This window comes from Candidatus Omnitrophota bacterium, from assembly GCA_028717245.1.
GTDB lineage: Bacteria > Omnitrophota > Gorgyraeia > Gygaellales > Profunditerraquicolaceae > JAGUYA01.
On sequence record JAQUOD010000002.1, the window covers coordinates 189,471 to 207,820 of the forward strand.

The following is an 18,350-nucleotide window of genomic DNA, read 5'->3' on the forward strand; positions in this document are numbered from 1 at the left end:
TTGCTGCGGCAGAGTATATTATAGACAATGCCTCTTTGAAAAAAAAGAAAGATGTTTCTAACGCTCTATGGCGGAGTTTTAATAACGTCCAAGAAGCATTGTTAAGAAGTGAAAAACTGGAAAACATATTAAAGAAGGCAATAGCGGCTTATCCACATCTGGGTGATAGATTTGGGAGGTTCCTGGTAGTATTGGGAATGAACACAAAAGAAGAGATTGGGCAGTTGCAAGAAACCCAACTCGGCATAAATAAAAAAATCACAGCTTATCAACAGAAAATAGCATCTCAGATTAATCTTAAGTCAACCTGGCAGGGAAGGGAAAAATTTGTAATCGGAGTTTATAGGCAGGCCTTAGCCGATGGCATCATAGGCTCTGCCGAGATTCTAATTTATTTTTTCCGCGCCTCTTATTCTATTAACTATCCCCTTTATTTTATTTTGAAGGAAATAGAACCTCGCCTTCAACAAAGGCTTAGCCTCGGCGAAGCGGAAAAAACAAAACTTTTGCGCCAGTTGATAGAAGAAGAAACAAGAAATCATCAGTCTAAATTAAGCAATGAGGAGAAGGATGAGCTATGGGCAATCTCTAGTGTAATAGGAGGGGAATTTGGTGATGCCTGGTTGGAATGGATTGAAAGAATCTTTACCATCGTTTTACCATTTTTATTTTTAGGTTTAACTATTTGGCAGATGTTTCAGGGAGGGGGGATTCCAGGCGCGCCTTTGGTTGCCTTAGGAGTTATTCCTGCTATACGGCCACTTCCTGATTTAGTAAAAAATTTACGTCAAGGCCTTAAACCTTTACCTAACGACAGCACAGTTTATCTGCCTGAGGGGAATATTGCCAAGAAAAAAAGAGGGCATAAGATAGGGATTATAGTTGCCACAGACGGTAAGAAAAAAATTAAATGGCATGCGAAAGAGCGTAACTTGCTTTTAAGAAACGAGGCAAACAAGAAAGAGTTAATGATTACAGTCTTGCTTAAAAGCCTTAAGTTTAGGCCTATAGATACAATCTGGGTTGGCGATACAGAATATGCCTTAATTCAAGATAGGGCTGATAAGAGAAATGTTTTTATGAGAAAGATAAAGAATGAGAGTAAGGACGGCAGCTTAATTTTTGATGGGAAAGAGGCGTATCAGTTAAGAAAAGGCGCGCGGGCAAGACTAATAATTAGCCTTGAGCAATTAAAAGAGAATCCGGATGTAAAGAAATTTTACGGTAACGAACAGCAACAAAAAAATCTCCCGGGAAAAATCACTGAGGATGAGGCGCATTTCAGGGATTATTCCGAGGATTTGCTGGAGAAGAACCTGGAGCTTTTTGTGCTTCTTTCCAAGAGGATGATGTTAGAAGGTAAGGAGAAAGAAGAGACGGCGCAAAGAAGGGAAGAGCTCGTAGGAGAACTCTTAGATTGCGCTATTAAGTACCATATTCAGAGGTTTAAGAATGATAAAACCAAAGTCAGGGTAGCCAAAATAAATAGAATGATTTTAGAAGCAGTGCAGCTGATTAACGCGGATAATGAAGTGGCAGCCCATGCAACTTTATATGGCGCAATAAACAGGATTAATGATATTCGCATAGAGTTGCTGAAAGCGCGGCTTAAGAAGAGAAGAGGGTATGGGCCAAAATTATGGTGGGATAGCAGCGCGGTATGTATTTCTCAACAGAGGTATATCGTCCCAGAGGGCGGTAGGAGGCCTATGTTAGGAATAGCCGTAATAAAGTATAGAACGCTCTGGGAGGCAATTAGGGGGACAGTTGAACAGGTTAATTCCGAGGCAATAGAGAAACGCTGGGCCGCTAAGAGCATAGAATTGGTTTCCGCAGCGCTTAATTTGATGGAGAGAGTCAAATCAATTCAGGATGGTGTTCCTGAAATAAAATTAAGCCAGCAGGAGCGCGAGGAGATAAAAGCAAAACTTAATAGTATGCTTAGCGCAATCGGCCAAGTGCGGGTTGAGGAGAAGAGGGCCGTGAGGCTTCTAATAAAAGCGGCCCTGGAGATAATATCATTGGGAGACAGGCATAATCTGACTGCCGAAGCATTTTTAATCATAGCTAGATACTATCTGCAAGAGAGGGAGGAAGATACCGAGGCAATGATTAAATCGCTTAAGACTGTAAGCACCGAAGGATTAAGAGGCATGGCAAGGACCAGAGACAATTATGTATTAGAGGCTAGTGGAGAAATTATTGATTTAATAAATAAGGATAAGTTAGGGGCTGCCTGCAACGAAATTAATAAAATGATGCGGCAATACGGCCTTACCCAAGAGCCCGAATATTTAATCCATAAGATACTCAATCCCGCCTTAAGGTTTCTTAACGCCAAGAAAAAAGCCGAAGCAATTTCTTTAATGGGATCCGTTAAGAAGAAAGCCAAACTTTCGGTAATCCTACAAACGATATTAGCTGAATACCGCAAGAGGTTAACCGATATTCTACTGGACAGAGAAATTTCCGCAGAGGAGAGAGATGTTTTATTAAAGGAGGTATTTTCGGCGGTTCTCGAAGATATTCGTTCTTCTGGCAAGGAGTTATCTGAAGAAGGAGTTGCTATATTATGGGCAAGGGCATATCAGGCCGTAAATATAGCTCCTCGGGTTCCTGGCGCCAGGAATAGAACCGAGAAAGTAACTAACAAAACCTTTGAAGCTGCCCAAAGATATATCCGCCTCTTAGGGCTCCTGGGAGATGATTCTATAGAAGAAATCCTTAAGAAAGGATGGATTTATAAGCCAGAGTTTAAAAATATGAGAGTATTTTTAAAAAGAGTGCAGATACAGATAAAGGAAAGAATGAAAATAAGTCCCGAGACCGCGGCAGAGGTTAGTTTGAGAATACGCTTGATACCAGATGATTTCTTGTGTTTAGCTGAAATATTAGCCAAAGAAAAAGAACTTAAGCTTGATGTTGAGCAAATGGAGCTACTTAGGGGTTGTGTTTGGGTTGATACAAATTGTCCTTCCAAAAATACCGGCACTCATACGGGCGCAGAAAGGGCTTTTAAGTCTGACCCTAAGGAGAGTTTACCGGAATCATATTCAAGCCGTAGCACACACGCACATTTTCCGCAGGATCCTCTTGACAGCCCCTTTACTTATAGCAGAGGTGCACATTATTTTACCGGAAGTATAGTTGGCAGTGCAGGCGTTATGGTTGACTCTACTAACAACATAGGGAGTCCCCAAGGTGAATTTGATCTCGCGATAAAAAAGGCAGGCTTGTCTAAGACAGCCAAGGGTAGGTTTAAGCCTGTATTGTTTATAACGAGAAAAAGGCATAGGCTTATCTTTTATCAGAAAGGGCAGAGGCTCCCTATCCAGGATATTATTGTTTTATTTAGAGGTTGCCGGGCTAAAGAAGGCAATAATAGGTCATTCGGCTGGAAAAATATTAAAGAGAATATTCGGGCGCGTTGGGAGAAAAAAGGAAAGGCGATATTCGGCGCTAAATTCTCAGGCAGCCAGCTCATAAATGAGCAAGAGGTCCTGGAGAAGATCGCTAAGACATTGGAAGCGGGTGAACAGATCAGGGAGAATTTCTCAGAAGAGAGGGCATGCACCCATTATATATTAAAGGACGCAGAAGAGGGGAAGTTATATGATGTTATTACCGGTACTTTAGGCGATGTGGTAAGAATTGACGAACTTCGGATTGACTACTATCCAGCGTATATTTTCTATATTCAGTCCGGTATTGGTGATTTCTGGTTAGCCAAGTATTTAATAGGTATCCTTCAAGAAGGCAAATTAAAGATTGGCCCAAAATATTATCCCCGTCCAGGTTACCAAAGAATAAGAGTTAATGACTTGGCCCGAGGCAAGGCGCTCAAAGGCGTAAAGATAGAGAGAAAAATCTTCTTTGAAAAAGCAAAGGGACTAATATACATCATAGATGCAAAAGAAGGCGATTGTTTAGTAGTTGACGTAAAGGGGCATTACTATGCTTATTGGTACAGGATAAAAACCGGGGATTTTATAGACAGAGACGAATATTTGGAGATAACAGAAATTGTTAATTCCGGCGCAACGCAGCGCCAAAATACCGGCACTCATTTTGGCGACGAGGAGACTTATGACCCTGATTTCAGGCCGTTTATTATTAAGGGTAAGAGGATGAATTTCGATGAAGCGCATAAGGCATTTGTTAAACAATATATACACAGCCCGGATACCTTAGTAATCAGGCTGCAAAACGGCATCTTAACGCAAATCAACCCTAACGCTCCGCCTCAGGAAATACCCGCAATAATTAGCAAACCCATTCTAAAACTAGAAAAACCCCTCGTTTCCGGTAGATTGATTCGTTTCTGTATATTTCAAGGAAAAGCCAAAGACTACATATACGGGATTAATCCCTATTCTTTATTAGATGCGCAAGGCAGGGCAGTCTACGCCGAGGCAGGAAGCGGAGGCAAAAATGAAATAGGCCAATACCACAATATCATTTCTATATACCTCAGCCGGGAACTCTTCATGATTTTATCTACTGAAGCCATGGTGGAAAGGCTTTCTGAAGAGCTAAGACACGCCATAAAAAAGGTTGAGCAGAATAACCATACTCAGGAGAAATTTGATAATGACCCGGGGAGGCAAAAGAAATTAGACTCTATACAGTCTCGAATGAAAGGCATAGGCCCGATTTCGCCTTTCTCAAGGGAAGAATTAATCAAGAGAATGGAAATCACACCTACAAAATCAGATAGGTTGTATGATTTGCGAAAGTATAGCACAGCCGTAGATTATTTAAGGAGAGATGAAGAGCAAATCAGAGGTTTCTTAAAAGCTAAACATTCATTAGAACCCTGCACTTTGGCAGGGATTATTCAGGCGTTATCTTCAGATTTCGCCATCATTCAGAATGAGGCGGAATTAGAAGAGGCAATCAAGAGGCTTATTTTAAAAGGTAATCAGATAAGCTGGGTTGAAGGCAAAAGAGTAATCTGGAATGAGCCTTATGGCCAGCCTGTCAGCGCTAAAGAGAAAGCTAAGAAAAATTCAGCGGATGAAAGTACAGGAAGTGACGTAGAACCTAAAATACCAAAAAAGAGCTACGTTTTTGAAATAGGAGAGAAGGGGGCTATTACCCTATCTTTACCTGGTGCAAGGGAAAGGGTAACTTTCTCATCCCAAGAAAGAGCCATATTAATTGCTTACGGATATACTGATGGAGAATTAATGAACGAAACCGATATTAATAACTCTAACTGGGTTAAATCCTACATAGGAAGTATTATTAGTAAAATAGAGGCGATCGCTGAGTTGAAATTCAAAGCGCCAAAAGGAGATATACCAGGTGCATTAAAGGAAGCAAGGCGCCTCTATCGTGAAACAATAGAGGGCGACTTAATAAATGAAGGATATCCAGAGCCCATCGCTATTGTGGCAGCCAGGGAGAAGAGCCCGCGGGGATTAGCAGAAAGCCTGAAAAGCCAGATGCAAAGGGAGTCAACGCCTTACGGCGTGATTTTAGATAAGGCGCCTCAACAGGCAAAGGGTGCCTTGCGCGAATTTTTACTCGCGTTCTTAGAGAATAAGAATCCTGACTACATCCAATTTTTTGAAGGTTTGACAAAAACAGCCACTCCTAAAGCTATGACTGATGAGGTACGCAAAATTTATTCGACCGATTCGGAAATATTGAAAGAGTTTTTAGAAAAAGAAACCACAGGCCAATTTAGAGAATTAGTTAAAAATGTTGTTCGCCCGAATCTTCCTCAAGGGTTAATTTCATTAGTCCTGATACTCTTTCTTTCTGTAAGCCTCTTCTTTAGCGCTTGCAAGCCAGTCGGCCCACCAGCAGTTTCTAATAATCCTACCTCAACGCCTCCTGTTGTATCTACGCCCAACGAGCCGGAAATATCTTTAACTGATGCCCAGGAATGCAATAGTAAAGGTGTTGATTTGGTTGAGGCCAGAGATTATAAGAATGCAAAGAGATATTTTGAGAAGGCCATTGAACTCGACCCTAATTTTGCCGAGGCATACGCAAATATAGGAACGCTCTACGGTGAATCAACGGAATATGAGATGGCTATTGAATATCTCAATAAAGCAGTTTATCTGGATCCTAATTCAGCCGTTGCCTACGCAAACTTGGGCAAGGCCTGGCTAAACTTAGCGAAATTTCCGGGAGATGTCAATCATGCGGTAAAATATCTTACCAGGGCCATAGAATTAGACCCTCGATATAAGGATGCCTATTACGATTTAGCTATTGCTTATAGGATAATAAAAGATTATGACCGGGCAGAGGGAGTTTTGCTTAAGTTAATTGAGAATAGGCCCGATGATGCCAATGCCTACAAGAATTTGGGCGCGGTATATGTTAAGAAAGGCGATTTTCAGCGTATCGAAGTAGGCGATTTTATTCAGGCAGTAGAAGATTATAAAAAGGCAATAGAGTATTTCCAGAAGGCAGCGGACCTCGATCCAAATTTACGGGATATTGTAGAATATAATATCAAGCAAATTAGGGAATCGATAAATTTAATGTGCCCCCAGGCGCATAATCCGATAGACTCATTACCGCTTGCCTTGATGGCGGCTGGCGTTGTTCCTCTGGGAGTAAGAGGAGGGAAAAAGAAAAGAAAAGAAAAAATCATTGGCGAGAGAGAAGAAAGATTCTTTGTTTTTCAAGGCGAACTTAGCAGATTTATCCGAATAAGCGCCGAGAAATTTAAGGCGATAATCTTGGAATTACAGCCATATAAGCCACTGGTTGAAGAACAAAGAAAAGAAATCGGGGAATTCTTAGAAGCCTTAGGAGAAATTGGCAGTTTAAGAGAAGATTATTTGATGGAGGAAGATTATCCTTATATCTGCGATGGTTATGCGAAGAGAATGGTAGGGATTCTAAGAAGATACGGGCTGAGTGCTGAAGAGGAAGCCCGGCAATGGCCGGAATTAAAGCCGATTATGGAAGAGTTTGTAAAGAAGTTTGGAGAAAAGATTGAAGTTTATTCTGAACACCATTTTGTCCGGTGCAGAATTGCCGGGTACGATTTCATTCTTGATATTACTGCTGACCAGTTTGAAATAAGAGACCTGACAGGTAGATACCAGCAATTAGGCATTGTGGTTTTGCCATCGGTCATTGCTCAGAGAAATCCTGCAAGATTCTGGATGTATAATTGCAAGTTATCTGAATCATTTGCCGAAGTTCTTGAAAAAGACAGGCCGATTATGCTTGAAGCGTTTTGTGATATCCTAAGAGTCCTTAACGAAGGGGCAAAAGCGAGGTTATCTACAATTTTGTGGCCTGCAGTTAGAGCTTCAATTAATAAATTAAATCAGAGGGAATTACCCAATGAAAAGGAAATTTTTCCGAACCAAGTTAGAGAATATCCAGGTGACCCATGGGGCATCCTGCCTAATAAAGGCTCGACAGCGGATTTCTTGAAGGATTTATGGAAATTTAGAGATATCCTGAAAGATTATCCGATAATTCCTGCTCAGCGGGGTCAAATAGAAATTGCCAATAGCGAAACAATAATATGGAGGCGGTTGCATAAAACAAGAGGGGCTCCGCAAGGCTTGCCTTTTAGCCGCGAAACTTTAAGGCAAGAAATACTCGCCGCCCAAATATTAGGTTTTCTCGACGAAAACCATAAAATTACCCCTAAGCTCCTGAATCTCACCCATGAGCAGTTAAATGAAATCTGCAATATTCCCAAATTAACCCAGTCTCCTATTAGGGTAATCAACTTAAGGAGAAGGCCAAAAAGACTTCTGATAGAAATTGATTTCGCCATTTTTGGGTTTGGCAAGATAAATCCAAGAGTGAGGCAGTTAGCCATCCAAGTCATTGCCGCAGGAAAAGAGTTAAGCCGGATTACGGATGAGGAGGCCAGGCAGGATGTTGAGGATTTAGTTCGGCTTTATCAGGGGATGAAAATAGATGAATTCCTGCAAAATAGTTTTGACAAATTATCTGCAGAAGAAAAATTGGCGTGGTTAAGAGCGCTTATAGAAAAGAGGAAAACAGAAATAGAATCATTGGATTTTCGCAGGCTTGCATCTGGTGGGGTTGATTTGGCAATCTCTGCGTTATTCCGGGCCTATAGGGATAAGGAAGTGAAGGAGCCTGTAAAAGGGATGCTTAAAGATATTCTTTTTTATAAATGCAGGGGCCCGATTGAGCCAATTACTGCAAATAATGTTGCAATCTACCTTGAAGAATTATCTAAAATGTATGAGATTTACCAGCCGTATAAAATCACGAAAGAGACGTTAAAAGGCACAGCCACAGTTTTGACGAGTTTCTTATTTTATTGGGGAGGCAATATTTATGTCTTCAGCTACGAGAAGGACGGCGAGATAATGCATACTCTCATTGATTCAGGCGATAGGCAGCATAGGCCACGCATATTAAGATTATTGAGAGAAAACGGAGTTGAGCCGGCCAATATTGAGAAGATTATTTTGACCCACCACCATTTCGACCATAGCGGTTTGGTTAATGTTCTCTGTTTGGTTTCTGGTGCGAGGGCCTTGGTTCATCCTAATTTTAAAGACATAGTTGAAGGCAGAATAGTTGATTATGAGGTTACGGCGAAAGCGGCAAGTAGGCTTAAGGTAGAATATTTGTTTTCCGCTGGCTACCAAAGAAATATAGGCGGGGTTGACTTCCCTGCTTTTAAGGCGGTTGATATCGGAGAAGGGGTAACTTTAGAGATAATCGGCCTTCCTAAAGCTGAATTGTTCCATACCCTTAACCAACTCTGCTGTATATTTACACCTAATGCCCCTTTTAAGCCCGCGGATGAGATGATTTTTTCCGGAGACCTCTGGTTGAAGGAGCCCCCGGGTATTCCAAAAAATATTTCATTTTATTCACCGCACATTTTTGAATGGATAAAAGAACTCAGGCGTGGCTTTGATTTTCGCCCGCAGGACCGAAGAGCAAAGGATGCGCTTAAGAAAGGTTTTAGCCTTATCGAAGTAAAGCCCGGCCACGGCGGACCATTTTTAGGCACTACAATAATCGGCACGCTGCTTGCCCGCCGCGACATCTTAGTAAAATTGGGTTTTGGCGAAAATGCGGATAAAGCCATATTGGATAAAGAAGATATGGTTCTCAAGATAAAGGAATTAAAAGAAAAGGCCTACCAGGGTTTTATTAAAGAATTAAAATTCTGGCAGAGGCCTCTTATAGAAACAGGATGGTCCGGTTATAGCGTTGAGGAGATATCCGGCTTTTTACTGCGGGTATACCAGGAGCAAAGCGGCGGGGGAGAATTAGTCGGAGAAGACAGAAAGGAAAGGAGAATTGACCTTAAGGATAAATTATGGAGATTAAAAAGCGATGAGCAGCAGCTAGTAGAGTTACGCCAAATAGCCGAATCCTCATTAGCAAAAATTGAGGGGCTATTAACGCCGCGCAAACCTGATTTTAAATCCGATGAGGTTGCAGAAGATTGTAATCCCTTTAATTCGCTGGGTGGTAGAGCACATACACACCATCCGGAAAATAGTTTGTTTCCTGACCCAGTTGGCTTTGACCGCTGGGGTAATCCTTCGCTGCGCTATCGGGATGGAGCAAGAAAAAGAGGGCCAAGGCAGGATGATATGGAGCCATGTCTTGAAGTAACAATTAGAATTGACGAGGAATTTCGAAAGAAGGCGCAGGAGATCCTTGGCGAGGGTTATAAGAGAAGGGCTAAGCAACCGCTTAACCTTAACCCCCCTGAATTAGAGATGCTCAGATTTATTATCGATGGCGACAAGGCCAAAACCAAAGAAATCCAGTCTAAATCAGATAGTTCTCTTTCAAGATACCTGAAAGGCATATTGGAAGATTTGAGAACAAATAACCGTATCCACGCAGTAATATTAGGTATAGCTTTAGGCGCAACCGGAGCCGAGGAAATCAAGTTTTTCATTAAAAAAGAGCCTCAGCGGGAATTGACTAAGCATGAGCAAGAGATACTGATACTGATTGCCAGAGGATACAGCAGGAAAATGATAGCCGCTAAATTAGGTATCCGCCAGCATAGAGTTAAAATAGAAATTAGAAAAATATGCGATGATTTTGGTATTTATATTAAAGCAGACAGCTCTGCGTCGCAAATGCAAGCAGTATTAATTGCGCTCTGGAAGGGACTGTTTAAAGATAAGGATTTAATTAAAGAGATAGGCTCAGAAGAAAAACCGGAGCAGCCATCGGTGAATGAGCCGCAGTTGGAAGAGGAATTTAAAAGAAAAATCTCGCCTGAATTAGCCGAATCACTTTACGCACTGACAGGCAGGGGAAACAATATCTGGGAGGGCGCAATAAACAAATTGACGCACGGACAAGTTGTTCAATTAAACAAGATACTCAGTTCACCCGGCCTGGTTGATCCTTTATTAATTCATCTTTATTTAGTCAGCTATTTTAAAAGAAATCGCAATACTAACGATCAGGGCTTGGCATTAATATTATTGGAATATCTCGTTGATAATTTTAATAACGAAGAGGAATTATTAGGACAGGCCGGAGTAAATAAGGAATATTTCCAGCAACTAAAGAAGCTATCCCGGTTTGAGCAATGGTCAAGAATGATATGCGGCAGCGGTAAAAAGCGTTATAGCCTTGATGAAATCGCCACCAGAAGCGGGGTGGATAAAGATTTTATTGAAGCCAATAAAGATATTATTCAAAGGCATATCTTATGGATGCAGAAGCTTGACTGGGTAGCTGCATGCAGAGAAAGGATCCAAGACGATGGTAAAGCCAAGGGATGGACTAAAGAGCAGCTGCGTCAAAAACTAGGGGTTCCTTATGATAGGGTTATAGGGTTGGCATGGACAGGGGGGATATGGGCCGTTAATGTGCGCAAGGCCGCTGACATATTTGAACGAGAAGCAGCTTTCTTTATGTACGGTGGCGCAGAAAATAACCTGCTGGAAAGGTTGCCCTTTAACAGGCGGATCGAGTTCTTTAGGTATAAGGAAGGCTGGAGCCAGGAAGAGCTCGCATCGCAATGCCGGGTTGCCACTATGGAAGTAAAGCGCTGGGAGAATGGCGTATTCATCCCTGCGCCTGAAATGATGTTGCGCTTAGCCGAGATATTCAACGTAGAAGTAAGCGAGCTTATGTATGGTTTAAAACATGCCGAAGCGCTGAAAGGATTACCTTTCTGCAAACAGATTGAATTGTTAAGGTATGAAAAGGGATGGACCCAGAAGGAGTTAGCGTTAAAGTGCGCAGTTGGCACTACGACCGTAAGATATTGGGAATATGGAATGAGTTCCCCTAATCTTCAGTACAGGCAAAGGTTAGTGAATATTTTAGGGGAAGAAATCATCGATGGCGAAGAATTCAATAGCGACGGAACGCGTAAAATGCCCGATAAAGATACGGGGAGGGATGAGATTGAAGAAATCATTAAGTTAGGCGAGAAGGGGATAATCGCTTTACATAAAATGCTCAGGCCCGAAAGCAAAGGCGGTATCAGCCAAAATCAGGCAGGGCTTAGAAAATACATTTGGGAGAAGATAATCGCTTATTCTTTCGGGGGCGCGAAAAATATCCGTTTTATCAATAAAGATAAATTGCCTCGCGGTGCCGCATATGAGCGCTATAAAGGCTTAGGGCATATAGTTTTAAAAGGCCGCCTTCCGCCTCGTAGCGGCAGTTTAGACGCAGGGAGGCATTGGGTTGAATTTGAGGAATACGCGGATGTCGGCGCCGGAGCAGATTATTTATTAGAAATGAACGACGGAATTCCGGTTAGGATATTCTTTTCTAAAGATTGCTCTGCCTTTGAGCTCTTACCTATTATTGACAATAAGGCAGGGCAGGTTATCAGGGCCCACCGCGGAAAAATAATGAGGGTTGAATTCGCTAAATATGGATATGTCACTACATATACATACTCAACCCGCCTAGAAGGTCTCGTTGAAATTGGCGGGGGCAGGCCGATGTATAACGGCCAGATGCCTAAGAAAAATAGGCCCTGGACAAAATTCAAGGATCATCCTGATGAAAAGATAAGGTTAACAGTCAAAGGAGGTTTAGTTGTAAGATGCACTTCCTTAGAATCAGATTTGGATGAAGAGTTCTTTTTAATCTGGCATAAACCAACGCAGCGTTATACGACTATCTTTACGCGGTCAAATGCGGACGAATTTAACCAATTAGGCCCGGATTACGAAGTTTATCGTAGTTTAAACAAGAATGGTTCTTTATATGCAGGGGCCGAAGAACCGGTAATGAAATTTAACCCCAAATACGCTTATAAAACGGCCAGAGCGTATGATATCCGTAATCCCACAGGTAAAAAGGCCTTTGTTGTAGGAGCAGAGGTGGTAGAAGGAGACAAGGTTTTAGCCAGAAAGAGCCTTCATTTGATTTATGAGGTCCCTGAGAATAGGCCCGAAAAATCTTTTGCCAAAGCAGATATATTCGCTGCCTTTGAAAAGTGGAGTGAGGATAAATTATTACGTCCGGATGGAACAAAATTAGGCACTTATATTATTGCTGAGATTAAAACTGATAAGAAAGGTTTTTTAAGGGCAGATGGGTATTGGAGCGTGTTTAGCCATTATCCCGAGGCAGAAGTTGAGGCAAAGGTTATAAACGGGGACAAGTGTTTTGTAAAGTTTATCAAAGATAAACAAGGCAATCCTATTTTGAATATAGAAGGTAAACCATTAATTATAGATATCAGGCAGGATATAAAAAGTCAGATGAAAGGCATACGCATTAAGCCCGTTATTGAGCCAGGAAAACAAATGCCGGATAAATCAGCGAAAAGAGAAGATACGCCGGAAGAGAAGGGAAGCCCATCGTCTGAAGAAGTGAAAATCCGGATGCAGAGGATCCCTGAGTTAAAAGCCTATCCAAGTCTGATGGTAAAATATGCATTACAAAGAGATGGGACTTCTGATGAGGTATTGTTAAAAATAATAAGGCTGCTTAATAGTATAAGGGGGGCCTTAATTAAAGAACAAGGCTGTGAGGAGCAGTTGGCTACTATATTGGCATGTTGTTGCGATGAAGACCCCAAGAAAGCAATTGCAATGTTTATTAACGGGATTACTTTTGAAGAGGCGTATAAATTAGCCGAAACTAAAATTATGCCCGCTCTCGGTTCTGCAGGCGTAGGAACTGGCAGCCAATTAACGAGCCATAAAGTTGTGAGAGAAGAGCTTAAAGCCGGTAGGCCCCATAATCCTGCGCAACCAGTAGAGAGTAAGCCGGCCGCGAAAGAAGAGCCCAAAGTGCCTGTTTCTGGTAGCGTTGTTCAGTTAGAAGAAGAAAAAAGCTCGCCAAGGCAGCCAAAGATTGGTGATACGGTTAGCTACAATGGTTACGGCAGAGGAGTAGTTACCAGAATTGGAAATGATGAACAATACGGGCTCTCAGTCAGGGTTGAATTTGAGAATGTAAATGTAGGAGTAAAAAATTTAATCTGGGAAATTGCTGCAAGAAAAATTACCTTTGAACATACGGAGGTAAAAGCCGCGGATAACACAGGGAATGTAAGTAATGGCGGTAAAATCCCTCCTGGGCCTCATCCGGCGAGTCCGTCAAGTGTGGCATCCCTGGAAAGATTGAAAGACGATATCGCGCGCATAAATGCCGCATACGCGCAAGGCACCGAAAAACCGGAAGAAGAGGAAGAGGAAATCGCCTTGCAGGAAGATGATGAGGATAATAAAGCGCCAAAAGATAAGCCAGTAGCTGATAAAACGCTAATCGAAGATTGCGTCCAATCTTTTTCTGAATTAACCGGCATCAAATCGGAAACATGGCGAAGAGCGATAGGATGGCTCACGCCCAAAGACATAACTGAATTAAATAAAATTATGCTTGGCTCAGTTGTAGTTTTTGGCCATCTGAAGGTTTCTTTCTTACTTTTTCAATTCCTCCAGGACATAGAAAATGATGATTGGAGTTCGTGCCTCATGGCCTTACGTTATCTTGCTGTGGGGGCATTAAAGGAGGGGCTTATTGAAGAGGAAGACCGGCAGGATTTTGAAATGTTCAAGAAGCTATGCTTATGGGAAAAAAATGAGAAAATAATCAGCACAGAGAAAAGCAAAAGGTATACTACTACCCAAATTGCCCAGATGAGCGGGGTTAATGAAAATTATGTAAACCGGTATAAGGACGCGGCCCGCAGGTTTATCTTGTGGATGCAGCGGATGGGTTTGGATAAGGTTTCCGGGATAACAGCAGGAACAGGGGCAGGATTAGCATTATTATCTAAGAGTGAATTAGATGCATTAAAATTAGTTGCCCAAGGCTATGCTACTTTAGATATTGCAAGATCTTTAGGCTTAACGAAGAAAACTGTCCAGGGTTACTTGAGTAGAGCATTGGAAAAGTTACAAGTTCATAGCCGTAAAGAGGCAGTAAAAATATTCTTGGCAGGAGAGGCATCCTTAGGGAAAGAGGGCCTACCGGCCGCATCCGAAATCAAGCCCGGAGTAGCAGAGAATAAGGAACTCGGAGTCAACTTCCTTACCGATGGCACAGATATGATAAGTTCGGGAATTGGAATCGAACGCCCGTCATCGTGGCCGCCTTGGGGTATGGTCACGAGAAAATTAGAAAGCGGAATCGAGCCGTTAGGCGGGGCAGGGCAGAAAGATTTTAGTAGCTTTAAGATTGACCCCAGGCCGGTAGAATACGGGTTAAGGCACCCTATATTTGTTGCCTATGATATGGCGCAAAAGGAAGTGGTGAATCCTAACAACGAAGAGAAAGTCGCCCTTTATGGTTGCTCCGGGGCTGACTACTCAAGCATAATGCTCTCCACTAATGCCACCGAGATTTATTTGGTTGATAGGACACCTATTAATATACCAAGGCTGCGGGAATTATTTGCTTATTGGGATGAGTTAAAGCAAGGCGATAAAGTTAAGGATTACCTTCAATTTGAACAAACTCGGAATTATGCAAGAGGCAGCGAAGGCGGAATGGCAAACCTCGAGCTGAAATTAGTTCTTCAGTTACAGGCTATGGGGGTAAAAAAAGAAGATATGGAGGAGCCCATTGATAATTTGGATGGTGCAGTTACGCTCAAATTTAAATGGGCATATTTCGGGCAAAAAATAAAGCCCTATGTTATTACTTATATAGAAGCGGACATTATTAATCCTGATAATTATCCGCAAAGGCCGAACGAAGTTTTAAGAAAAGGAATTGATATTTATTATCAGAAAGCAGCTTGCGAGATGACAGGAAGATACTACAGGTATTTAGTATCTATTGCCTCAAGCATTAAAGAAGGCGGCTTGCTGATGACAGATGATATTAGCCTTGAAGAGCTGAAAGCTGTAAATCCCGAGCCATTGCTTAAATTAAACAACTTATATTTTACGGCTGAAAATGAAATAATTTCAGAAGAGATGAAGCGTTGTGAGGCTGCTATCATGAAATTAATCATGGAACAGAACGGGACTCTTTCTGATTGGGAGGTTTTTTATTATTACGGTTGGTATATGCGGATAAGGAAGAAGTCAGCAGCGGCGAGCAGATTTAGCGGTTCATCTTTAAGAGGTCTCCCAAATATTGTTTTGGCGCTCGGCACAGGATTTATCGCCGCAATGCTTTTAAGAGCAAATGGCCATTCCGGTATTAATTGGTTGAATATTAGCGCTGGTTTACTATTAGCCGGATTGCCCGTTTATATCATGATAAGAGGTCTTAGAAAAATTTCCATTAACGATTTATCCCAATCCCTAAAAAAACTTACCCGCGATGATATAATAGGATTTATAATCTTGGTTGGTTACCTTATTGTATATGCTGCCATTGTTTACGCGGCATTTTGGCTTATGCAACTGACGGCTGCTCCTTCTTTAGCCCCGCACTCAATGTTGCCCAATATGCCGTTTGGCCAGGCCTTACCCTTCACTATTTCAGATTTAACTGGTTTCTTCATTAGCGCCGCTTTTTTGGTTGGGATGGCACGGGGTTCGATAGGCGGCGCAGGCCAGCGTAATATTATAAGGGAAAGTGGCAATGCCAAAAAGATAATGCCCGAAGACGAAATAAGGGCCTCTGTGACGAATTTATATGTATGGTTTGACATTCTTAAAGGAACGGATCCTAAGATATCAGCGGCTTTAAGTAAGATTTATTCTGCTTATCAAGAATTAGATTTTAGTCAGAATAATCGGGCTAAATTAAATGAGTTAACAGAAGCAAAAGCGAGGCTTAAGGAAGGATTAGAGCAGCTCCGAGGGATTCTTCTGGGGAGAGAAAATGAGCTTACAGGAGTTATGGCTAAACTACTGGAGAAACAGCGGGTAGCAAGTAAAGACGCACCAACAAGAATAGGAGAAATGAAGAGGGAGATTAAAGCAGCGCTTGCAAAACTGGAGAGCAAAAGCACTAATGCGCTTAGCCTCAATCCCTATGCATTTTCACTTATATTTTCCATTCTTGCGCCTTTTATGCCGGTTTTAGGCCCGCTTGTTAGCATTGCCGTGAACCAGATGTACTCTCTGCCGGCTTGTATATTTGTGATTGAGGCAATATTGAATAAAACTCAAGCCAAACGCAAGCCCAAAGAAGATATGGTTAAAGAAACAGAAGATGAAAAATCCGAAAGGCTCAGGCAGGCAAAAATATATTATAAAGAAGGGCTTTATTATGCTCAGGCAGGGCTTACTGATTTCGAAAAGGGAAATGTAAAAGCAGCAAGGAGAAACTGGTTTACGGCGATACGAAACTTTAAGGAGGCAACTGACTCAAGCTGGGAATATACCGAAGCTTATTATAATTGGGCATTAGTTTATTACAGATACTATAATACGTTTGTTAAGCAGCCATCGCCACGGGGGGTCTTCGCTAAAATTGCAGCAGCAATAAGAGGAGACGAAGAGCATAAAAAGGAAGTTTGGGAGGAATATTTATATGAGATTAAGTTTATCTTAGGATTGTTTCCAGAATTGCGGAAGAAGCTAGAGGGTAAGATTATTATACCGGATTTAGATTCAGGAGACATTTCACCGAGCCCATCTGGAGGTAATAATTCTCTAGCCCATGGTGGCGATGTTGGCAAGGCACAATTTAGCTTAGGGAGCGGTTCTGAAGCATCAGGAATAGAGTTGGTTACCGGTCGTGAACCTCGGGAGCAATATTACGGACCAGTTCCTGACGGGGATCTATTTAGGGGCAGCACAAGAGCCAAGCATAAATTTGAGGATGGAATAACAAGAAGCAGCGGCAGAGCGCCAGGCAAGAAAATCTATAAAAGCCAGATTATTAGAGATGCAATTAGAGATAGAATTCCTTGTTTCTTCCTGATGCTAGTGAAAAACATTGATTTTGCGGTACCGATAAAAAGGATAATCGTCCCCAGAGATATTGCGAATTTGGAATTAGAAGGGAAAACCCCTTTTGAAAAGAAAGTTATCAGGTTAAGCCATGATTTACTGAACCAACTAAAGAATCAACATAATATTGAGGTCTTGATTAAAGAAGGCGATGATTCTATTCTAGAACATGAAACTGAAGACTTTGGAATTACTTTAAACGGCGCAGAAGGAAGGTTAAGCCCGGAGAATTTTAAGGAGATCTCAAGAAAAACCGGAAGCCTTCTAGCTGGACTACATAAGGCAGGCGTAATCGCTTCGGATTCGCACCCCGCAAATTTTATCGTTAATACTGAAACGATGGAAGTAAGAAGAATAGATTTTGAGTGGGTTGACATATTTGATAAAGAGTTAGCCCGTGAGTTAACGCAAAAATATGAATTTTCCGAAGCAGAATTAAGAGGATTAGGTATCCATTCAACCAGAATACCCAGCAGTGAAATGACTAAAGAAATTCTTACTCTTATTTGGACTGAAAAGGACAAGTCGAAAAATTTGCATAATAGTTTATTTATCTGGCCATTTGCCGGGGGGTATTTATCAGTCAAGCATGAGTTTGATGAATGGGAAGAAGACCTTGAGAGAATGCTGTATTATTTACTCTCATTTAGAGACAAGGAAGAAGGCAATTTGGGAGGCAAAGCAAATACAGAAGCCGAGCAGTATGGCAAAACAGTTCCTGAAAGTGAGCAGCCGGTAAAGGAAACAAGGCCTAATCCTGCCAGCTCAATAGAGGTGATAGAGGCAACCCCTAAATACCGCCAAGATATAATCTCTCTCATACATAGCTCTTTCCCCGAGCTTGACAATGAAATGGAGAGGATCCTTCGGGATAATCGGGTGTTTGTGGCTTTGGTTAAAGTTAGGGAAGAATGGGAATTCGCCGGAGCGGTCCTGACCGCAATAAAGAGGGTTATCAATGAAAAAGGAGAAATTGTTCTTCCGGCTACTTATATTGATGCCTCAAAGCACGAGAGTAATTTCACAGCGCAGCCCCATAGCTTTTGGTTGATTGATTTT

The 18,350-nt window shown here is 41.9% G+C and carries 1 protein-coding gene (only partly in view); it reads left to right on the forward strand.

The whole window is internal to an SAM-dependent methyltransferase gene (locus PHV44_02110) on the forward strand: the coding sequence, 74,034 nt in all, runs 44,203 nt past the left edge and 11,481 nt past the right edge, and what appears here is coding positions 44,204-62,553 — codons 14,735 (partial) to 20,851 (complete); the first codon wholly inside the window starts at position 3. Both codon boundaries (start and stop) fall beyond the window edges.